16 protein-coding genes are annotated in these 20,679 nt (G+C 58.2%); 5 read left to right on the forward strand and 11 right to left on the reverse strand.

The genetic code is table 11. The features are described 5' to 3' along the window. Window position 1 precedes the first annotated feature (1 nt). Both IPP95_00250 and IPP95_00255 read left to right on the forward strand, forming a co-directional pair. Complete coding sequence (locus tag IPP95_00250; protein ID QQS72703.1) at window positions 2–3,100, forward strand: efflux RND transporter permease subunit; 3,099 nt, start codon at window positions 2–4, stop codon at window positions 3,098–3,100. A gap of 1 nt (window position 3,101) precedes the next feature. Beyond that, complete coding sequence (locus IPP95_00255; protein ID QQS72704.1) at window positions 3,102–3,545, forward strand: DUF2141 domain-containing protein; 444 nt, start codon at window positions 3,102–3,104, stop codon at window positions 3,543–3,545. An 80-nt stretch (window positions 3,546–3,625) separates the two neighbouring features. Here the strand turns inward: IPP95_00255 and IPP95_00260 are convergent, their stop codons facing one another. From IPP95_00260 to IPP95_00270, 3 genes are all read right to left on the reverse strand, one after another. Beyond that, window positions 3,626–4,522 carry a hypothetical protein gene (locus IPP95_00260; GenBank protein QQS72705.1) on the reverse strand — a complete coding sequence of 299 codons (897 nt, stop codon included), beginning with the start codon at window positions 4,520–4,522 and terminating at the stop codon, window positions 3,626–3,628. 550 nt (window positions 4,523–5,072) lie between these two features. Further along, the gene (locus IPP95_00265; GenBank protein QQS72706.1) at window positions 5,073–6,362 is read right to left on the reverse strand and encodes a putative DNA binding domain-containing protein; all 1,290 of its coding nucleotides are present in this window, start codon (window positions 6,360–6,362) and stop codon (window positions 5,073–5,075) included. A gap of 416 nt (window positions 6,363–6,778) precedes the next feature. Beyond that, the gene (locus IPP95_00270; protein ID QQS72707.1) at window positions 6,779–8,659 is read right to left on the reverse strand and encodes a gliding motility-associated C-terminal domain-containing protein; all 1,881 of its coding nucleotides are present in this window, start codon (window positions 8,657–8,659) and stop codon (window positions 6,779–6,781) included. A 408-nt stretch (window positions 8,660–9,067) separates the two neighbouring features. On the opposite strand from IPP95_00270, the gene IPP95_00275 reads away from it, so the two are divergent. Both IPP95_00275 and IPP95_00280 read left to right on the forward strand, forming a co-directional pair. Next, window positions 9,068–9,547 (forward strand): cytochrome c, encoded by a 480-nt coding sequence (locus IPP95_00275; protein QQS72708.1) that lies wholly within the window; start codon window positions 9,068–9,070, stop codon window positions 9,545–9,547. Further along, window positions 9,531–10,940 carry a cbb3-type cytochrome c oxidase subunit I gene (locus IPP95_00280; protein QQS72709.1) on the forward strand — a complete coding sequence of 470 codons (1,410 nt, stop codon included), beginning with the start codon at window positions 9,531–9,533 and terminating at the stop codon, window positions 10,938–10,940. Before IPP95_00275 ends, IPP95_00280 begins: the two co-directional genes overlap by 17 nt. Window positions 10,941–10,959: 19 nt before the next feature. Here IPP95_00280 and IPP95_00285 read toward each other — a convergent pair whose 3' ends face one another. The 3 genes from IPP95_00285 to IPP95_00295 are packed head-to-tail and all read right to left on the reverse strand — an operon-like array spanning window position 10,960 to window position 13,788. Next, window positions 10,960–12,021 (reverse strand): response regulator, encoded by a 1,062-nt coding sequence (locus tag IPP95_00285; GenBank protein QQS72710.1) that lies wholly within the window; start codon window positions 12,019–12,021, stop codon window positions 10,960–10,962. After that, entirely contained in the window at window positions 12,018–13,226 is a 1,209-nt protein-coding gene (locus tag IPP95_00290) for a PAS domain S-box protein (protein ID QQS72711.1), read from the reverse strand. Before IPP95_00290 ends, IPP95_00285 begins: the two co-directional genes overlap by 4 nt. Window positions 13,227–13,242: 16 nt before the next feature. Beyond that, window positions 13,243–13,788: a cysteine dioxygenase family protein gene (locus IPP95_00295; protein QQS72712.1), complete on the reverse strand. Its 546-nt coding sequence runs from the start codon at window positions 13,786–13,788 to the stop codon at window positions 13,243–13,245. A gap of 108 nt (window positions 13,789–13,896) precedes the next feature. On the opposite strand from IPP95_00295, the gene IPP95_00300 reads away from it, so the two are divergent. Then, complete coding sequence (locus tag IPP95_00300) at window positions 13,897–14,718, forward strand: universal stress protein (protein ID QQS72713.1); 822 nt, start codon at window positions 13,897–13,899, stop codon at window positions 14,716–14,718. A 10-nt stretch (window positions 14,719–14,728) separates the two neighbouring features. On the opposite strand, the gene IPP95_00305 is transcribed toward IPP95_00300, so the two are convergent. The 5 genes from IPP95_00305 to IPP95_00325 form a co-directional block, all read right to left on the reverse strand. Next, window positions 14,729–15,163 (reverse strand): thiol-disulfide oxidoreductase DCC family protein, encoded by a 435-nt coding sequence (locus IPP95_00305; protein ID QQS72714.1) that lies wholly within the window; start codon window positions 15,161–15,163, stop codon window positions 14,729–14,731. Further along, window positions 15,160–16,209, reverse strand: a complete 1,050-nt coding sequence (locus IPP95_00310; protein QQS72715.1) for an agmatinase family protein — start codon at window positions 16,207–16,209, stop codon at window positions 15,160–15,162. The genes IPP95_00305 and IPP95_00310 overlap by 4 nt, the downstream gene beginning before the upstream one ends. A 353-nt stretch (window positions 16,210–16,562) precedes the next feature. After that, window positions 16,563–18,275: a PspC domain-containing protein gene (locus tag IPP95_00315; protein ID QQS72716.1), complete on the reverse strand. Its 1,713-nt coding sequence runs from the start codon at window positions 18,273–18,275 to the stop codon at window positions 16,563–16,565. 65 nt (window positions 18,276–18,340) lie between these two features. Beyond that, window positions 18,341–18,676, reverse strand: coding sequence for a PadR family transcriptional regulator (locus IPP95_00320; protein QQS74154.1), 336 nt, complete (start codon window positions 18,674–18,676; stop codon window positions 18,341–18,343). 274 nt (window positions 18,677–18,950) lie between these two features. Then, window positions 18,951–20,654 carry a T9SS type A sorting domain-containing protein gene (locus IPP95_00325; protein ID QQS72717.1) on the reverse strand — a complete coding sequence of 568 codons (1,704 nt, stop codon included), beginning with the start codon at window positions 20,652–20,654 and terminating at the stop codon, window positions 18,951–18,953. Window positions 20,655–20,679 lie beyond the last annotated feature (25 nt).

Here is a 20,679-nt window from a genome sequence, read left to right on the forward strand (position 1 = left end):
CATGAGCATCACCGAACTCGCCATCAAGCGCCCCTCGCTGATCATCGTCATCTTCGGTGTATTGCTGCTCGGCGGCGTGGTGGCTTTCAAAGGTTTAGGCGTGGAGCTGATGCCGGACTTCAATCAGCCGGTGATCACCGTGCGCACCATGTACCCCGGCGCCGCGCCGGAAGAAGTGGCCAACACGGTGACACGTCCGGTGGAAGATGCGCTGAGCTCGTTGGAACACGTGGACTTCATCTCCAGCCGCTCGCTGGCGAACGCGTCCATCATCATCGTCAACTTCAAGTACGGCGCGAACCTCGATCTGGCGATGCAGGACGCACAGCGCCAGATCGACAACATCCGCAAGGACCTGCCGGACGGCATGCAACCACCGGTGATGACCAAGGTGTCGCCCAACGACCTGCCGATCATGAGCGTCACCGCGTTGAGCAATTTGCCCGCTCCGCAGTTCTACCAGATGATGCACGACGAGCTGCTGCCGCGCTTCCAACAGCTGAAAGGGGTGGCGGAGATCACGCTACTGGGCGGTGAGCAGCGCGAGGTACAAGTGCAGGTGGACCAAGCCAAATTGATGCACTACCGCGTGCCGCTTCCCCGCGTAACGGAAGCAATCCTGCGCGCCGGGAAAGAGGTGCCCGCGGGTAACGTGCGCACGGAACGCGACAAGATCACCGTGAAACTCGCAGGCAAGATCCACACCGTGCAGGAACTGGAGAACGTGGTGGTGGCCATGCCATCACCGGGCACCGTGGTGCGGGTGAAAGACGTCGCCACTGTGGTGGACGGCATCGCCGACATCACATCGGTGAACCGCTACAACGGCGAGGAAGGCATCGGCCTGCTGGTGAAAAAACAAGGGGATGCGAATGCCGTGGAAGTGAGTGCCGCCCTGCGGGAAGAATTCACCCGGATCGAACAGGAGCAGAAGGCTTCGGACATGCGTTTCGTCCTCGCCGACGACAGCAGCGACATCACCATTGAAGCGGTGAACGGCGTGCTTTTCGACCTCGGACTGGCCGTGCTGCTGGTCTCCTTCATCATGCTGATCTTCCTGCACAGCCTGCGGAATTCGCTCATCGTGCTGGTGGCCATCCCGGCCTCGCTCGTAAGCGCATTCCTCGCCATGGGCCTCTTCGGCTACACGCTGAACCTGATGACCCTGCTCGCCATGTCGCTCATCATCGGCATCCTCGTGGACGACTCGATCGTGATCCTGGAAAACATCCAACGCTATTTGGACAAAGGCCACGACAAGGTCACCGCTGCGATCGAGGGCCGCGCGGAGATCGGCTTCAGCGCGCTCTCCATCACCTTGGTGGACGTGGTGGTCTTCCTGCCGATCATCTTCGTGCAGGTCTTCGTGGCCGACCTGCTGAAACAGTTCAGCGTGGTGGTGGTGGTGAGCACACTGATGAGCCTTTTCGTGAGCTTCACCCTTACGCCATGGCTCGCATCGCGCATGGGCAAGAAGAGCGAGCTGAAGCCGACCAACCTCTACGGACGCATGCTGATCCGTTTCGAGCGCGGCGTGGAAGATCTGAGCGATTGGTACGAGGGCGCGTTGCGCTGGGTGCTGCGCCACAAGCTCGTTTTCATGGGCATCATCCTCGCGCTGTTCGCGGCCACCGGCATCATGATGACGCAAGGTATCATGGGCAAGGAACTCATCGCCACCGGTGATCAGGGCAAGTTCATGCTCGCCTTGGAATTCGATAAGAGCACCGCGTTGAAAGAAAACAACCTGCGTGCCTTGGCGGTGGAGAATTACTTGTTGTCGGAACCCGTGGTAAGCTCCGTGTTCAGCAACGTCGGCGGGCCCAGCACCGGCATCGGAAGTATGGGTGTTGGCGCGGAGAACAAGACCGAGCTCACCGTGTCGCTGCTGCCGAAGGATGAGCGCGGCGGCATCCGCACCGATGCCTTTATGCAGGACGTGCGCCAAGCGCTGCAGGACAGTTTCCCGGGGATCGACTTCACCATGTCCGCCATCGGATTGATCCCGCGCACCGCACCGGTGGAGATCACCCTCAGCGGCGCGGACCAAGACCTGCTGATGCGCACCGCGAACGCCATGAAGGATACGCTGATCGGCATCCCCGGAGCGAACAACGTGCGCATGAGCATCGAAGCGGGAAGCCCCGAACTACAAGTGGAACTGGACCGCGACCGCATGGCCAACCTCGGGCTGGACGTGGCCGTGGTGGGCGCCACGCTGCGCAATGCACTGGCCGGGAACGATGACGCCAAGCTCTTCGAAAAAGGCACCGAGTACCCCATACGCATCCGGCTGGACGACCTCGACCGGCGCCATGAACAGGACGTGGACAAGATCCGCTTCATCCGGCCCGACGGCTCATCCGTTAGGCTGGACCAATTCGCCTCGGTGGTGCGCCAAGAACCGCACGCCATGGTGGAACGCATGGACCGCCAGAACGCGGTGACGATCACCGCCGACGCGCTGGGCCGGGGCAGTGGCACCGTGGCCGACGAAATGGTGGCCTACGTGAAAGAGCATCCCCTTCCGGCGGGCATCCACATGGCCTGGGGCAGCGACATCAAGCGGCAGAACGACAGCTTCGGCGCGCTGGGCGGGGCTTTGCTCATCTCCTTCATCCTCGTCTACCTCATCATGGTCGCGCTCTACGACAGCTTCCTCTACCCCTTCGTGGTGCTCTTCAGCATCCCGGTGGCCATCATCGGCGCCTTCCTCGCGCTCAACCTCTCCATGTCCACGCTCAGCTTGTTCACCCTCTTGGGCATGATCATGCTACTGGGCCTGGTCTCGAAGAACGCCATCCTCATCGTGGACCGCGCCAGCCAATTGAAGGCGCAGGGAAAGCACTTCAGCGAGGCCGTAGTAGAGGCAGGGCGCACACGCCTACGGCCCATCATGATGACCACCTTCGCCATGGTCTTCGGCATGTTGCCCATAGCCCTCGCGACCGGCACCGCCAGCGAATGGAAGAACGGCTTAGGCTGGGCACTGATCGGCGGCCTCACCAGTTCCATGATCCTCACCGTGTTTCTCGTGCCGGTGGTGTACTACGCCGTGGATGCGGTGAAGGAGCGGTGGACCAAAAGAACCGCGAAGTGATATGAGCGCGTTGATCAATAGCTCGCTGGCCTTGCTGTTCTTGTTCAGTGCATTCGTGACCCCGAATGACGCATCCTATTCCTTGACCGTAGAGGTGAAAGGGCTGCGCAATTCAACCGGAGAAGTCCAGTTCGCGTTGTACAACAAGGACGGGACGATACCGGATGAACACTTCGAGAAGTACTACAAACTGTTGAAGGCAGAGATCATCGATGGAGCTTCTACGGTCCTGTTTGAGAACATCCCTCAGGGCACCTACGCCGTGAACATCCTACACGATGAGAACAAGAACGGTGAGATCGACAAAGGCTTCATTCTCCCCAAAGAAGGCATAGGTTTTTCGAACATCGCATCGATCGGACTTCGGAACAAGCCGAGTTTCTCGAAAGCCAGCTTTGACCTGAAAAGCGATCGGACGATCGAAGTGAAGGTAATCTATATGTAGGGGGTTGCTCTGAAAGTCCCGACGCAGGTCCGATATGTATCGGACCTCGAGGCGATGCCCCTGCGGGGATTTGAAGATTTTTATACCTTCGTTAAGCTAACCCAGAGCTTCATTCTATCAGGCAGCAGGGATAGATTTTGATACATGAAATCGGTGATTGTTTTCGTGTCAATAAAATGAATATTTGACTTGGGTAAGCCTCGGTAATTTCCCTTTGTCGTAAATAGATAAATTTCGGATTCTATTCCACTATAGTCATCTGAGGATAGGTCAACATATCCATTTTTAACCTGCACGACCGCCTTTCTTCCGGTTTCCCTGTGCTTTAGTTCGTACTCATACGTCATCGTATCACTTTTGCATGAGCTGGGAATTACCATGTATCCCTTTTCTACTTGCAGATAGAGGGCTATCGCATCCTCGCAATCAGAAGAAGAGAGTAGAGAATAAATGTCCTTTCCAGTTAGAGATTCTATGTCATAAAATGTGGTTCCGATTTTCTTGTTATAAAGAATTTTCGAAAACAGTAGAACGGTTTCATCATTGACTGCTTGTACAGTCCTGGCAGGAATGAAGCTATTTACAAGCTTGCCAGGAGCTGATTCAATAGTGCCAATTTTCTGCCAATCGCATTTCCGAACATTTACAATGTCAGCTTGTGCGAAATCTGGAGTCGTTTCGTAGTGCCAATCGCTTTCTATACGACCAACGTAATAGATCCCTTGCCAATCTCTTGTCCAAATTAAGTCGTCCGTCTTAATACGGTTATAGATTGCATTTAGAGCCGGCCACCAGCTTTTATCCCCATTATTGTAATAGATTTCAATTGCCTTCCTCTCATAGTCTTCCCATAGCACTGGTTCGCTCTGCCAATCAATTTGCCACCCAACGCCTACAATCCCCTTATCAAGGCATAACCGTCTCGGGTCAATTCCAGCCGCAGCACTAGGCTTAAGATTTATCCTCCAAACGTTCATGAGAATGGATCGTCGAATTCATTTTGTGCGAATGATAATGTGCCGCGTTGAATGATTCAAAGCACTTCAGGAGGGATATGCCACTGATATGTGAATAGGTCTACTTCGGCCGGGGTTGGGTGTGCTAACTCGGCATGCTTCAAATATAGTGCAGCTCCGTACCGCTGCGAACGATGTGCATAACGCTGCCCAAGAGCAAGGGCTTCTTTCCGGTTGTTCCAGCTCTGGCATAGCCTGTTGCATCTTGGGCAAAGGCTATCCGCCATATATCCGCCACATATCCGCCATTCGGCAGTATGTAGCGTGAGCCCTTCTTATCGCCTTCCCGTTGAACCGCACCCGTGGATGCCAGTCCATCGAGGTCCCTCAAGACAGTTCGGTTCCTTGTTCGGTCCTGCCGTGCTTGATGGCTGCAACGCTGCCAAGATCAAGCCTTCTACCAGGTTGTACTGGTGCGCTCTCGCCTTCTCTGCTAGTGCAAACCTGTCCTGTTGGTTGCTGGAGATTTACCCGCCACTTGCGTGCCATTTATGCGCCATTTATGCGCCACTTATGCGCCATTCAAGAGGACGTAACGCGCGCCTTTCAAGTCGCCCATCCGCTCCACTTCACCGGCGGTGACCAGCCCGTCAAGATCTCGTAAAGCTGTCCGCCTCGACACATCGAACAGCGCTCTGTATTCTTCATTGGTTAAAGACCGATGTTCCTTCAGGTGCTTCAACGCCTTCTGCTGCCGTGCGTTCATGACGCGATAGGCTACATGTTCGGCTACTTGTATGCTCGTAATGCGCGTGATCGTCAACAGGAAGCCGCCGTCCAGTTCGGCCATAGCCGGGTCGGGGAGTTCGGCAGCTGTGCAGCTGTCTATGATCTTGATGGTACCACGGCCCCATGCATCGATGTATCCGCCTTTGAAAGCCACATCGGCAAGAATGGGGTTCCGAGGCCTTGAAGCATGCGAGCGTTTCAGCGCGGCCAAGGTCAAACCCTTGGGCAGGAAGCCTTCGTTCCAGATGCTCATCTTCTGGTCGTAGACGCGGATCTGAACGGGGGCGCCCATGTAGTTCCTGTGAATGAGCGCGTTCAACAGCATCTCGCGAATGGCCGCGGTCGGGTATTGGCCTTTCTCGATGCGGTGCATACCCTCGAAGTCGATCGCCTTGACAAGGAACTTCCGGTTCAGCTGTTCCTGCACGGCTTGGACGAGCGTGATCAAGTTGCCTTCTTCCACTTCTTGGAATTTCAGGTCCGCGTCATCCTTCCCGAAGCGGCCCACCTTGACGAAGGTGTTGGGATAGAATTTGCCCGGGTCCTTGCCAAAAAGGATGATGGCCGCCCGCTTCAGCTTCCCATCTACGGTGAGCCTGAGTTTCTCCAGGAGTTCGGGCAGCGCAAGATCGAGGTCTTCCGGAAGCCGCCCAGCATTCTTGGCGGCTTTCAGATAGATCGCGATACTCTTCGGGTCGATGTCGTCAAATGAGGCTCTTGGTTCCACCACATCATCCCACGTGCGACCACTGCGTTCGAGGAGGAATTCGTTCAAGGAGGTACCCGTCAGCTCTTGTTTGGTGCTACCGCTGCGGTAATAATAGCGGCCACGCAAAGAGATGGGAACGGAATAGGGAGGCACCACGATCTCAATGAAGCTTTTGCCATCGGCAAGGTGCATGTTCACCGCGGTGGTGATGCCCATGAGGTTGCGGATCTTGTTGGGAATGGCATCCATCAGGTCCTCGCACTTTTCCACGTGAACGGCCTTGCCTTTGTCGTCCTTGCCGATGAAGATGCTCCCGCCTTGGGCATTCGCAAAACCGCATACCCATTTTATACCATCTCGCAATACAAATACACCCGATCTACTTGCTCTTTTTCACCGATGCTTCTCCAAAACAGTGGTCCCATAGCTATGGCTATGCAACCACTATTTTGTATCGCCTCGATAAAAAATAGCTACGCATCTTCGGGTGCATTTGTATCACGAAATGGTATTAGCTAATCATCATGCCAGCTCTGCTTGAATTCTATGTTCTGATGTTCGGGCATACCAATACCGGCTATCTAAAAGGGCCTTCAAGTTTAACGTTTCCTCGCCGCCTGCGGCAGTTGTAAAGTAATCCTTTACAACTCGATATGCGAGTAACACCTTGTCAACCAATATGCTTCCGATGAATTGGAAAATGTTCTGATCCGAGGTGTCAAAAAGTTCCGCGAGCTGGTTCTGATTCATCCAGACCATGCTGTCGCACGAATAAGCCTTCAACGTAGCAACTGGACATATCCGGTATACCGCTTCGAGCTGGTCCGGTCCAAAAGGGCGTAGTAGTAAACCCCTTCAGGTACATCGTTGCCATTCTGTTGATGTTTCCCGCGCCAGATGTCCGAAGCATTTCCGCTTTGGAAGATGTCCTGGCCCCAACGGTCCTTGATGGTCAATGTGAATGCAGCGGGTAGGGAGCGGATCACAAAGCCATCGTTGACCCGGTCATTGTTCGGGCTGAAGACGTTCGGGATGATGGGAGGGCAATCCGGGGCAATGGTCATTACTTGGGTCGAGGTGTGCTGGCCGGAAGGAGAGGTTACGGTGAGTTGGACAGCATAGGACCCTTTCTCCGTCCAGCATACTTCCGGAGGCGTGCTACCTACGTGGCTGTCCGGAATGCCATTCTCGAATTGCCACACCCACTCCGTAGGGCCATGCCGCGAGCTGTCGAGAAAGGTATAGCAGGAGCTAAGGCAGTCATTGTCCGGCATGGGCACCACATGGAAGATCGATGAAGGTGGAATGTTGGCACATGCGGTAAATGGCACGATCTCCGGTGCATCGATCGCGACCACATCGATCGGCGTTACTGTTACTGCAAGTGGTTGGCTGCTGTCACTGACCAAGGTCTCCGTGAAGGTCTGGTCCACCACGGATAAATTGTGGTCGTAGGTAAAGCAACCGGCATCGCCGTTCGGCAAGGTGCGCAGGAGGTAGGTGTCCCTCATTTTTCCGGTCACGTGCATATCGCCGACCATGATCAGGCCGCCGTTCGAGGCAGCAACAATATCCAGCACGTAGTTCGTGAATTGGGGTTCATAGGCGTAGGTCTTGTTCCAATTGATGGTGAGGTCCGAAAGGTTCAGGGACACCACGGCCGGGCTTCGCCCATCACTGGACCCGTGGTCATAGCTTATGGCCAAGGTGCCATCATTGATGAGCGTTGCACATCGTGCTTTTTCTGCGCCATTGCCGCTATCGAAATGCCGGGTGGCAAGGACCTCGCCGTTCAGGTCCGTTTTGATCAGAAAAATGTCCCATTCACGTTGGATATCGTAGTTGCGTCCGATCAAGTACAAGGAGCCTTGGGCATCCATTAGGAACGCAGCCAATTCATCATCGTAGGTCGTGTTGAAATGCTTGGTCCAGAGCGGTTCCGCAGCCGCGTTGAGGCGCATCAGGAAGACGTCCGTAAAGCTGGGTTCCAGCTTGCCTGTGCCGGCCAGGTACAGGTCTCCGTTCCGCGTGATCAGCTTGATGGTGGAAAGTTGGTAGTTGTCCGTGTTGATCTGTTTGGACCAAACCACGTTGCCGCCCATATCGATCTTCAAGCAAGCGATCTCCGCATACCCCGATGAACTTGGATAGGTTATGCCAGCGAACAGATACCCATCGTCGACGGCTACCACATCGGTGGTACGTAGCCCATTTCCCGCTTCCAGGTACTTGCTCCAAAGCACATTTCCGGCCGGGTCGGTCTGGCTTATCCAAGTGTGCGAGTTTGTGATCCCGACCAATAGGTATCCATCGCCGTTAGGCATAACATGCTCCAGAAAACTGGTGCTGCTCAGCGCGGAGAACTTCTTACACGAAATGAGCCCTCCGGCGTCATTGGTCAACAAAAGCCCGGGATAGACCATCCTGCCCGCATTGGGGTTCGAGAGCTGCATGACCGTGGCGATCACATGGTCGTTCCGGACAGCTACGGCATTGCCTTGTTCGGTAAAATTCGCGCCGTATGATCGGAAGAACGAAATGTCTTGAGCGTTCAGGTCAATGCTCGAACAAGCCGAGATCGATCCTGCCAAGAAGGTCGCAGAAATGGACACGCGCAGATAGCGCAACAGATAAATGGTTTGGTGCTTGATCGACATCATGTGGTAATGAGACGCTCAAACGATTTGATAGGCTGCTTGTGCAACGAATTATGCCGCCTGCCAACCCTGTATCGGATGTCCGGGCCGCTGTGCACGATGTGCATAACGCTGCCCAAGAGCACGCTCTCTGGCCGATTGTTCCAGCGCCGCATTCACTTCCTCTTGTGCGTGACCTTGTATTCCTTGCCGTCGGCGGCCTCACCAGCTCCATGATCCTCAGTGCTCCTGGTGCCCTAAGCGGTGGATACGATGAAGGAGCGTATATCCAAGAGGAGCCTTTCGAGAGGAGGGGGCCAGTCGAAGGGATATCGATGTGTTGGTGCCGGAAGTGCATAGCGCGGCATCTCCTGAAATATGACCTATGTCATAAAAAGGAAGGACCGGTCCGGTACGTTTGTACGTGCATTCATGTCCAAGAAGCAAATGGTCCCGAACGGGTCGCTAGAGCCGAGTGGGGTTGGTGTACGCCAGCGTCGCACGGTCTATTTCATCTTGATCGGGCTATTCGTCCTACAATCCGGGCTTATCTATACGGTGTCCACGGAAGCATCTTCGCCTGCTGCGGAATTGAACGCTTCGGCCCGACGCGGCGAAGCCCTGTACCGGGAGTTCAACTGCACGGCCTGCCACCAATTCTACGGCTTGGGTGGCCACATGGGGCCGGACCTCACCAACGTGGCCATAGCGCAAGGGAAGGGTCCGGAGTATGCGCGTGCCTTTATCCTGCACGGTTCGGGACGCATGCCCATGTTGGGCGTATCGAAGGAACAGGCCGACGATCTCGTCGCCTTCCTTGAAGCCGTTGCAGCCACCGGTACCTATCCCATCCGGAACCTGGACCTCACACCGTGGGGAACCTACCAACAGATGCATGGCGATGCGAAGTGAGCTGACTCCTGCCAAGGGCTTTGTGATCGCGGGTCTGCTGTCCTTGTGGTGCGGGGCGCTCTTCGGGGTCATTGGATCGTGGCAACATGTGGTGCCCAATGTGGTGGACGCTATTCCTTTCGTGAAGTCGCGGCCCTTGCACGTGTCCCTGGTGATCGCATGGATCTTCCTCACTGCGGTGGGCGGCGTGTACCATTACCTGCCTCGGATCGTTGGCGCACCCCTGCACTCCACGCGGCTGGCCTGGTTGCACTTGGCGGTGTTCATCGGGACCGGCATCGCCGTGATCGCCTCGTATTTCATGGGCCGCTTCGGCGGAAGGGAGTATTGGGAGTTCCCGCCCGTGCTGGGCATTCCGATCGCCTTGTCCTGGGGTTTGCTGATCTACAACTTCTTCCGCACGGCGAACAAGCACAAAGGTCCGTGGCCGGCCTACCTGTGGATGTGGGCCACTGGTATCGTGTTCTTCCTGATCACCTATGCCGAGGCGAACCTCTATCTCTTTCCGCACTTCACCGGCAATATGGTACGCGAGATCACCGTGCAGTGGAAGGCCTATGGTGCGCTCACCGGATCTTGGAATATGTTGGTCTACGGCACTGCAATGGTGGTGATGGAACGCAGCACCGGAAACATGGCCATCGCCCGCTCCAAGACGGCCTATCTCTTGTTCGGACTCGGCTTCACCAACCTCCTGTTCGGCTGGGCACACCACATCTATCCCGTGCCGTCCGCCTTGTGGATCCGCATGCTCGCCTATGCGATCAGCATGACCGAGTGGATCATTCTGGCGCGTATGATCCACCAATGGCGCACCACCGTGGAAGATGGCAAGCGCGGCAGTTCCACCCTGTTCGGACGCTTCCTCTTCGCCGGTGAAGTCTGGGTCTTCCTTAACCTCGGGGTCGCGTTGCTCATCTCCATTCCCGCCATCAACCTGTTCGCGCATGGTACGCACATCGTCGTTGCGCACGCCATGGGCAGCACCATCGGCATCAACACCACCATCCTCTTCGCATCGGTGTTCTTCATTGCGGGAAGAGCGCCATCCGGATCGATGCGGGCAGGCTTTTGGATCTTCAATGGCTCCTTGCTCGCCTTCTGGATCTGCCTGATCGGTGCGGGTTTGGTGAAGGGCTGGTTCACGGTGATGAGCGATCTGCCCTTCCAAACGATCACGGAGAAGATATGGCCCTACATCGCAGGTTTTGCCGTGAGCGGTATCGGCTTGTTCACGGGCCTGAGCATGTTGGTGTGGGGTGCATTGAAGGTCTTGTTGGCCTCCAACAGCAAAGAAGTGGTGTATGGGCACAAGGCCTATGGGCTTGATGCGGTCCCGGTGGAAGATGGGCGACCTTCCGTGCCAGAGAAGCCCATGCTACACCGGCGATGAGCCTTGTACGGAACGGCGCTCAGATATTCGCTAACCGTGCCAACCCGCGCTTGTCCGCGATCTTGATGTCCCTTCCCTGGGATTCGATCAGCCCTTCGTCTTTCAGGTCGGTGAGGCACCGGATGAGCGATTCGGTGGCGGTGCCCACGATAGCGGCAAGGTCGTCGCGACTGATGCGCACGCCTAGGTTTTCCGACGGGTCCTTGCTGAAGCGTTCGTGCAGTTGCAACAGCGCTTGTGCCACCCGTTGGCGGACGCTGGCGTAGGCCAATTGCAGCAGGCGCTCCTGCCGTTCGTTCACGTCGTGGGTGAGCATGCGGATGAAGCGCATCGACACGTCGCGGTCGCGGTAGAGCAGGCGTAGCAGGTCCTCGCGTGGCACCATGGCCACTTCGCTTTCCTCCAGGGCCTCCGCGGTCTCCGTGGCATGGCCGCCTTCCAATAGGCCGAGGTAGCCGATGAAGTCGCCCGGCACGTGCAGGCCGGTGACGAACTCTTTACCGTCGTTGTTCACTTTGAAGGTGCGCACTTTGCCTGAGACCAAGAACGGCACGGTGCGCATTTCGTCGCCTTCGTGGAAGAGGATCCCCTTGCGCTCCACGTTGCGCGTCTTCCGGTCCTTGCTGATGTCGTCCAAGGCGGATACGCCGCGCGCCTGATCCATGAAGTCGTTCAATCCGTCGAGGGTCCGGTCGAAACCTTTTCGGAACAGGTCACTGCGTTTGATCCGGCCCTCGATGGCGTTCAGCAGCTCACTTTCCTCGAAGGGCTTTGTGAGGTAGTCGTCGGCACCGAGCTCCATGCCGCGCCGCACGTCGCCGCGCTCGGCCTTGGCGGTGAGGAAGATGAAGGGGATCTCGGCGGTGTCCGGCGAGCGGCCCAGCATGTGCAGTACACCGTAGCCGTCCAGCTCGGGCATCATGATGTCGCACAGGATGAGGTCGGGCATTTCCTTGCGGGCGATATCCACGCCCTGCTTGCCGTTCCCGGCTTTCAGTACGCGGTAGTGGGCGAGCTCGAGCATTTCGGCAGTGTTGTCGCGCACATCCGCGTCGTCCTCGATGAGCAAAAGGGTCTTCATGTTCCGTGTTTGATTTTTGGGATGCGCACATTGAACGTGGATCCTTCCCCGGGCGTACTGGTGAAGGTGATGGTGCCGCCCATCAGGTCAAGGTATCGCTTCACTAAGTTCAGTCCGAGGCCGGTGCCTTGGATGGTGAGCACGTTCTGGGCGCGGAAGAAGGGTTCGAAGAGATGGGCCTGGTCAGCGGACGGGATGCCCATTCCCTTGTCGATCACTGCGACGCGCAGGCAGCCGTTGTCCACCGACGTGCGCAGGATGACAGGCCGCCCTTCGGGAGAGTACTTGATCGCGTTCGTCACTAAGTTGGTGATGGTGTTCACGAGCGTGCTGTGGTCCAGGGTCACGGTGCGCTCATCGCTTGTGTGGTCAAACTCCAAGGCCTGTCCGGGCTTGGTCATTCCGCGCAGTTCCTCGATGAGGCCGATGCACAGATGTACGATGTCGAGGTCTTCGGGCACGGAGGGGAGGTCACCTTGGCCGATCCGCTCGAAAGAGAGGAAGTCGTTAAGGATGGCGGTGAGGTCGCGCACCTTGGCACGGATCCGCTGCACGTGTTTGTGGACTTTCTCATTACCCGGTCCCTCGGTGTAGCGCGCGATCAGGTCTGCCGAACCCATGATGGTGCTGAGCGGAGTGCGGAATTCATGCGAGGCCATGGAGACGAAGCGTGATTTCAGTGCGCTGAGTTCCTTCTCCCGCTCCAAGGCAAGTTCCACCGCGCGCGCGCCCTTCGCAAGTTCCGCCGTGCGTTCCTCCACGCGCTTCTCGAGCTCCGCCGTATTGCGCTGCAGCGCGTCTTCCGCCTTCCTCCGTTCGGTGATGTCCGTCACCAAGGCCATCACGTACAGCTCCTTGTCCACCGTAAAATGGTTCAGGCCCACTTCAACGGGGAAGATGGTGCCGTCCTTGCGCACCCCGTTCAGTTCACGCCCTCGCCCCATGTGGCGTTTGGCGGGCCGGGCATTGTAGTTGGACCGTTGTGCCAGGTGCGCGGTGCGGAAGCTCTTCGGCAGAAGCAGATCGATGGAACGGCCGAGCAGATCCCCTTCCTCGTAACCGAACATCTCCAGCAGGCGCGGGTTGTTCATGCGGACGGTCCCGGTGCGGTCCACCAGCACCAGCCCTTCCGCCGCGGTGCTGAACAGCAACTCGCGCACCCGTTCCAAATGGACCGGATCGACATTGGATTCTCCTTGGGACATCTAAGTCCGGGCGAAGTTATTCGCCATCGGCCTCGGCCGTGCCCAAAAGCGAGGCCAGACCGGTCCGTTCATCGTAGACCCGCCAGCGACGGATGGGCTGTGAGTAGAGGTTCAGAGTGATCGCACGTCCCGTTCCGGCGTTGGAATGCCGGTGGATACAGTTTTTGGCCGCCATGTAGGATAGGCTGCCGACGCCGAGGGTCTTCTCCCCATGGAGCCTGAACTTCCCGTCGGCATTGGCCTTGAAGCGCTCTTCCCGCACCGACCCCAGTACAGGCTTGATCCACGCCATTTGGCTGTCATAGTCATGGATGCTGGTACTTTGCCCCGGTTCATAACCGATCAGCATCAGTTCAAAATCGTGCGTGCGGTGGATGCACTGCCGCGTGTAGTGCCGGCTGTTCCATTGGCTGAACGAGACCAGTTCCTCGGGTGGGATGGACGTCCGCAACAAGGCATCGGTGTAACCCGCGGGATGGGATTCCCGGTCGAGGGCACGCACCAGCTCGGCAAGCGAACCGATCGTTTCCGAAAGGAGGCCGGGTTCCAGTATCAGAGCCATGGCCCAAGGTTAGCGGAACGTGGGCGTTTGGACGATGACCTTTGTCAGCCGGGCCAAGCTGCCGGGGGCGGAAGCGGTCCGCTACCTTTGTGCTTTCGATCCCACACCATGGCCCACATTCTGCTCCCCACGGACTTCAGCGACAATGCACTCCACGCCTGCGCCTATGCGGGCGGTTTGTTCGGCGCGGAGGACAATGTCTACACCTTGATGCACGCCTATATCGACGCGGCCCCGTCCATCAGTACCTGGCCCGGCATGGCGGATGAGCTCTACAAGGCCTCGGTGGCGGGCATGGGCACATGGGCCGAACGTGCCCGGGCCTTGCCCGAGCTTGAAGGTGCGGTCGTAAGGACGGAGGTGATGTACGGCATTCTGCCAGACGTACTTAACGGACTGGCCGAGGAAAAGCGTGGGGATATCGTGGTGATGGGCACCCAAGGGAGCTCGGGCAGTGACCTGCTGGGCAGCAACGCAGGAGCCGTGGTGAAGCACAGCAAAGTGCCCGTGCTGGTGGTGCCGAACAAGGCCGTACCGAAGCCCGTGAAGCGGATCATGTACGCCGAAGACGACAGGCATGTAGAGGTGACCGGCAGCCGGATGCTGCTCGACATCGCACTGCGCACCAAGGCTGAAGTGGTGCTGGCCCATGTGCTGAAGGACCCCGATGACGTGCCGGACCCGGATGTGGTGGCCATGTATGAGGAACTGTTACAGGCCGTGCCGCACCGTTTTATTTCCGGTGAGGGCAAGGACATCGCCGGGGTGATCGACTTCCTCGCGGATCAGGAGGGTGCGGACATGGTGGCCGTCCTGCACCGGCATAGCGGCTTTATCGAGGGCCTCTTCCGCACCAGCACCGCCAAGCGCTTGGCGCTGCACACGCACATCCCATTGCTCGTGCTGCAACAGCTCGACCCACAGGGGTGAGCCGATCGTGCTATTCAAGAAAGCGCTCGCGCAGTTCCGATGTCGGCACCATGCAGGCATCGCGCTTTCCGGACCAGCGGTAGCGTTTTCGCGCCACGAGGTCGTACACGGCATCGCGGATGAAGCGTGGCACCAGCATGAAGAAGTAGGCAAAGGCCCATGGCCCGCCGAGGTCATTCGCCACGTTCAAGGCCGCGCTCGACCGGGTCAGCATCTTGCCTTTGCGCCAATACACCAGTGAATCAAGGTGGCTTTCGGCGAGCCCATGGGTTTGAAGGAATCGCTGGCCCACCTCCGACTGGAGCGAGGCGAAGCGGAAGCGCCCGCGCTTGTCACGCCGGATGATGAAGTGGACCAAGCCGTTGCAGAGGTTGCACACACCGTCGAAGAAGAGGAGGTATTCAGGCAATTCGCCCGCACTGCCGTTGCCCTCATCCGGGATCATTGCGCCTTTGCCAGCACGCCGCACAGGTGCCAGAGCGATCGCGCGCCCACGTTGGCGTCCCAGTCGCCGTGCGGCCCAGGTGTCACCTCCACCAGGTCGAAACCGATAATGGTCCTTTCGCTCGCGGCCAACCGTGAGAGCAGATAGGTGGCCTCCTCAAAAGCGAAGCCGCCGGGCACGGGCGTGCCGGTATGCGGACACAGTGCAGGGTCCAGCGCATCGATATCGAAGCTGATGTGGACCTTCTCCGGCAGTTGGTCGATGATGCGGTCACATTGTTTCTGCCAGGTCATCCCCTCGAATTGCTCGCGGCGTAGTTCGGCGCTCCGGTGCAGGCGTACACGAAGTTCTTCCTTGGCGAAGACGCGGGCCTCTTCTTCGCAGAAATCGCGGATGCCCACCGAAACGATGTTCTCCACTTCGGGGATGGCCAGCGCATTGAACATGATGCTGGCGTGGCTGTACGTGAAGCCTTCGAAGGCCTTGCGGAGATCAAGGTGTGCGTCCAAGTGCAGGATGCCGAAGCTCTCGTGGCGCTGCGCCAAGGCGCGGTAGAAGCCGAGCGGCGTGCTGTGGTCCCCTCCGACAAGCCCCACGAGTTTTCCTTGGTCCAGCCAGTAGCCGGTGCGCTGCTCCACCCAGTCGTTCATCACGGCGCTCTCCTCGTTCACCAGCTTCAGCGCTTTCGTGGCACGGTCCTTCTTCGCCTTGGTCCCGCCGTGTACCAACAGGTCGATCACATGCGCGGCCTCCTTCTTCAAGGCATCGCTCTGCTCCAACAGAGCTACGGGGATCTCGTCCATCGCGATGCCGCGTTTCCACAGGTCGGCGAACTCCGGGTGGAACAGGTCAACTTGGAAGGAGGCTTCTTGGATAGCCTCAGGACCATGCGCGGTGCCGCCTCCGTAGCTTGTTGTCACTTCCCAAGGGACAGGCACGAGAACGATATCGCTTTCCTCCGCGGTGAAAGGCAGTCCATAGATCCCGGCGTTGGCGTTGCCCGGGCTGTTGGGGTCGAAGGCTTTGATCTTGGCGGCTTTGGTCATGAGGGTCCGGCGTTGAGGGCGCGAAGTTCGGCACTGACGGGGCATCGTGGGTTTTTTACCACGGAGGCACGGAGGCACAGAGAAGAGGCAGGGATGATGGACGTAAGTATCGAATGGAATAGGCCGCGGAGGCGCGGAGACGCAGAGAAGTGAAGGAGGAAGGCATTTATCTGCGTCCATCCGCATTCATCTGCGGTCCGCATTCCTCCGAGGGCCGTATTCATCTGCGTCCATCTGCGAGATCTGCGGTTCGCATTCATCTGCGGTTGAGAATGCGAACGGCCCCGGGATGGTTACCGGGGCCGCCGCTGGCCGATCGAACGAAACCCCTCGTCGCGCTGATGGCCGATCGATCATGGCCGGAACCCGGCCGAAAGCAGTTGAAGCAGGTTGGGCATGGCGGGGCCCGTGCCTTGGTAGGAAATTGTTGTTCCAGCGGTCGGGGCCGCAGGTGGTTGCGGGGATGGCGTGACGGGAGTGGGAGCGGGCACCGGATGAGGCGCGTTCGGCGCGGGATCTTCCGGGTCCTCCAATCCCCTGGAGGTCATCGTCCAGGTGCGCCCCACCATGTTCCCATCATAGGTGTTCGTGGTGTTGTCAATGTCATCGAGCAGGGTCCTGGAGCCTTCCCGGAAGAAGACGCTTTTCTCCAAGGGGACCTGCACGATGAACCGCACTTCCTGGGCGCGCACCTTGTCCGTAATTGAAAAGCGTACCACCGGCGAGAGTTGGAGCACATTGTCCTGTTGCCGATAGTCGAAGCCGATGTTTCCGGCACGGGCACTGGCGACTTTTACCGTCCTTCCACGGGCCTCACGCAGTACCAAAAGGTGATAGAGACTGTCGGGGCTGCGCTGAACATCCAATTGTCCCCAGGCACCGCTGATGTTCCCGTTGTCCACGTGGATCCCGCTCATGTCCGTCTTCAACCAGCCGTGCTTGTAGCTCACGCTCCAGCCCTGGCCTAGGCTGTCCTGCGGTTGCAACATGTCCAAGTACATGGTGTTGCCGACGGGCTGCACAAGGCTGACCTCCTTGCGCACGGTCGTCTCGCGGCGGAAGTCATTGGCCAGGTTCACACAAGTGACGACCATCAGGATGAGCGCCGCGATCCAGACCAAGCTGATGGTCCAGCTCAACCAACGGGGAGCGGGAGAACCGAGGAGAAGTCGGAAACCGGCTAGAAAGATGCCGAGGATGGGCAAGGCAACAAGGAGGAGCAAAGCAAGCCCGGCCCAGATCACCTGGGCCGGACTGTTGAACACGTAGCCGCCGAGATCGAGCAAACTGATGTCGTCGCTGCCCCAGGTGCTGTGCCAAAGCGAGACGGAACCACCGATCAGCGCGGTGACCAAGCCTAACAGCAGGCTGACACCGAAAATAATGAGTGCGACCCCGATCAATTTCAGGATGATCTCCCCTGCACGGGTGCCGGTCCCCCGGGAGCGCCGCCCCCAGTTCTTCCCGAGGTCCCTTGCTTCATGGGCCATACGCTCTCCGCCCGCTTTCACACGTTCGGTACCTTCCTCGAACACGCGCTTGATGTTGTCAACCGTTACGGGCTCGCCCTGCATTTCCAGTCGTTCTGCCGCGGTGGAGGCCTCGGGGATGAGCGCCCACAGGACCAAGTAGAGCAAAACCGGCGATCCCCAGCCTGCGATCAACACCACGATGAAGGCGATGCGGAACCAGAGCGGCTCCGTGCCGAAGTAGTTGGCCAAGCCGCCGATCACGCCGCCGACCCAGCGGTCCTCCGGGTCACGGAACAGGCGTTTGTTCTTGCGTGATCCGCTGTGCTGGTAACTGCGTTCTCCCGCGGAGCTTCCGCCAGTACCCGTTTCATCGTCCACATAGTCCTCGGGTTGGCCCATTACCTGCTTCACGTGGTCCACGTCCGCGAGGGACACGGCTTGGCGGCCTTGGAGGCGTTCGGTGAACAGTTCGGCGATGCGCGCCTCGATGTCCGCCATGATCTCCTCCGCTTCCGCGCTGCCACTGAACTTTGCGCGGATGTTCGCGAGGTAGCGTTGCAACTGGTCATAGGCGTCCTCTTCGATATGGAACACGGTCCCATTGAGGTTTGCGGTGAATGTCTTTTTTCATCTTGAAGCGCCGTAGCTCGGCGAAGGCGTTACGAGGGGTTGTTGCGGGTGGCTTTTTTAACGGCTTGGACGAGTTCGTCCCAGGTATCATCGAGTTCCTTCAGGAATTTCCGGCCCACGGGGGTGAGCTTGTAGTACTTGCGGGGCGGGCCGGAACGGCTTTCCTCCCAGCGGTAGGCCAGGTAGCCCGCGTCCTTGAGCCGGGTGAGCAGGGGGTAGAGTGTTCCCTCCACCACGATCAACTTCGCGTCCTTCAGTTTGGCGATGACGTCCGAGGGGTACATCTCCTCCGCGCTCAGGAGCGAGAGGATGCAATACTCCAGCACGCCTTTGCGCATCTGTGCTTTGGTGTTCTCCACTTTCATCGCTTGGTGCTCTTCATTGTCATCGGGCAGTACCCGGTAGCTGACGATGCAAATATATGGGTGTAAGATGGTACTATGCAAAACAAAGTACTATTTAATGATGAACGGTCGACGGGTGGGATGAAGGCACACTAGAGGAGGGCCACGAATACGGTAAGGATGTTTAGCCGACCATTCTCACCGTTCCGACCGTGTTCACCGTTCGATCCGAATGCCAGGAAATTATAAAGGGCCGCGATCTGCGGCCCTTTATAGAGAGATGGAAGTATTGTGATCAGTCCAACATCAACTTGCGCGTTACCGTGCCTTGGTCGAAGGTGAGGGTCACGAAGTAGGCACCCGGCTTCAGGCCGTCGCGGTGGAGGTTGAAAGCGGTGTTCTCAACGTTCTCGGCACGCACGCGGCGACCGTTCACGTCATACACCTCCATCATGCGGATGGTCTCTTTCGCACTGCTGATGCGCACCACGTCATGTGCGGGGTTGGGGAACATGTCCACGCCCACGGCGATGGGGTCGTTCTCCTGCAGGCCGACCAAGGCGCAGGGGCCAAGGTCCAAGGCGCAGGCGATGCGCGGGTTCATATAGCCCATGATGGTGTCGATGTAGGCGCGGCCTTTGGTCGGGCTGAAATTCGGATTGCTGGCCTGGCTGGCCTGTGTGGCGGTAATGGGCGGCGGACCGGCGGAAACGACCGTCTGGGCGATCGCGCTGTTCGGGTCCCACCATTGCCATGGGCCGGCTTCTTCCAATGGCGCTACGGCCATACCGGGCCAATCCGGAGTGACCATGGGGAAAAGGCCCTCGACGTCGGAGTTCACGTGTACCGAGACGGGACCATGTACTTGATCCGTTCCATAGAGGGACCGCGCGCGTGCCGTGAAGGCTTCGCCACCCGGGTTCGGCAAGTTGGCGAAGCTGGAGTTGTTCCCATAGGTGTTCACGAGTTCCATGAAGAGGTTGCTTCCCTGAAGCGGTAACACTTGCTCGCCTGTCGTGGGGACGATCACCACACCCTCGGTGAAGGGCGCGAAGGGGTCGAACACGGTATGGAAGGATACCATGGGCACATCGCCCGGTGCCAACCAGCTGGTGTCGGCCAATGCACCACCGGCGTTCACGCAGAAGTGCACACGGCTGTCAAAACCGTTGGGGCGGTACAGCGCCAAGGAACCACCGAAGCCGTCGATGTTACCTACCGTGGTGGAATCCACATAGCTCACGTCGGGCTGGAATGGATCGGGCAGGAACTTGTCGATATAGAGTTCGGCGGGATGGTCCAATGTGACGGTGGCCAGAGTGATGTAGCCGCCGGTGCCCTCACCGTACAAGATGACCTTGTCCGGGTTGATCGCATAGTTGTTCGGACCGGCCGCATCGGCCTTGAGGTTCCGCACGCACTGCTTCACATCGTGAATGGCGCGGTAGATGGCATTGAGCAGGGTGCCCCGGCGGATCTCCACGGTGCTTCCCAACGGATTCCAGCCATTGCGGTAGTCCATGCTGATGGCCACGTAGCCGCGGCGTGCCATGCGCTTGCACACCTCCACCGCGCTGCTGTCCGTCCGTGTCCCTGTCGGGCTCCCGTTCAACGGGGGGGGCAAGGCGTTGCCGGCATGCACGAAGACGAAGACCGGTCTGGCCGTCTCAGTGTCCACGGTTTGATCGGGCTGGTACACGTCCATCTTCAGGTGGGTGACCTTTACCACGGTGCTGGCGTCCTGAGGGTCGAAGTAAGGCGCCGGGATCGGTTCGCCCGAACTCACCAAGCCTTGTAGCTGCATCACTTCCGGGCCGTACAGGGAAGGGTTTGCAAAGGAGGAGGTCAGGAAATCGATGTTCGTGCCGAAGATCACACCACTGGTCAGGGTCACCTCAGATGGGGTGAACACCTCCGAGAGGTAGCGGTCCTGGGCATGGACCTGAGCAGAGAAGGCCAGAGCCGCGAGCGGAATGGCATAACGTATGTTTCGTTTCATGATGTTCAGGGTTTGATCTCCGAAA

The organism is Flavobacteriales bacterium (assembly GCA_016700415.1).
In the GTDB taxonomy this organism is placed as follows: Bacteria; Bacteroidota; Bacteroidia; order Flavobacteriales_F; family PHOS-HE28; genus PHOS-HE28.

Coding starts and splice junctions, on each gene's coding strand:
- IPP95_00250 (QQS72703.1), top strand. CDS start 2: ATGAGCATCACCGAACTCGCCATCAAGCGCCCCTCGCTGATCATCGTC.
- IPP95_00255 (QQS72704.1), top strand. CDS start 3,102: ATGAGCGCGTTGATCAATAGCTCGCTGGCCTTGCTGTTCTTGTTCAGT.
- IPP95_00260 (QQS72705.1), bottom strand. CDS start 4,522: ATGAACGTTTGGAGGATAAATCTTAAGCCTAGTGCTGCGGCTGGAATT.
- IPP95_00270 (QQS72707.1), bottom strand. CDS start 8,659: ATGATGTCGATCAAGCACCAAACCATTTATCTGTTGCGCTATCTGCGC.
- IPP95_00275 (QQS72708.1), top strand. CDS start 9,068: ATGTCCAAGAAGCAAATGGTCCCGAACGGGTCGCTAGAGCCGAGTGGG.
- IPP95_00280 (QQS72709.1), top strand. CDS start 9,531: ATGGCGATGCGAAGTGAGCTGACTCCTGCCAAGGGCTTTGTGATCGCG.
- IPP95_00285 (QQS72710.1), bottom strand. CDS start 12,021: ATGAAGACCCTTTTGCTCATCGAGGACGACGCGGATGTGCGCGACAAC.
- IPP95_00290 (QQS72711.1), bottom strand. CDS start 13,226: ATGTCCCAAGGAGAATCCAATGTCGATCCGGTCCATTTGGAACGGGTG.
- IPP95_00295 (QQS72712.1), bottom strand. CDS start 13,788: ATGGCTCTGATACTGGAACCCGGCCTCCTTTCGGAAACGATCGGTTCG.
- IPP95_00300 (QQS72713.1), top strand. CDS start 13,897: ATGGCCCACATTCTGCTCCCCACGGACTTCAGCGACAATGCACTCCAC.
- IPP95_00305 (QQS72714.1), bottom strand. CDS start 15,163: ATGATCCCGGATGAGGGCAACGGCAGTGCGGGCGAATTGCCTGAATAC.
- IPP95_00310 (QQS72715.1), bottom strand. CDS start 16,209: ATGACCAAAGCCGCCAAGATCAAAGCCTTCGACCCCAACAGCCCGGGC.
- IPP95_00320 (QQS74154.1), bottom strand. CDS start 18,676: ATGAAAGTGGAGAACACCAAAGCACAGATGCGCAAAGGCGTGCTGGAG.
- IPP95_00325 (QQS72717.1), bottom strand. CDS start 20,654: ATGAAACGAAACATACGTTATGCCATTCCGCTCGCGGCTCTGGCCTTC.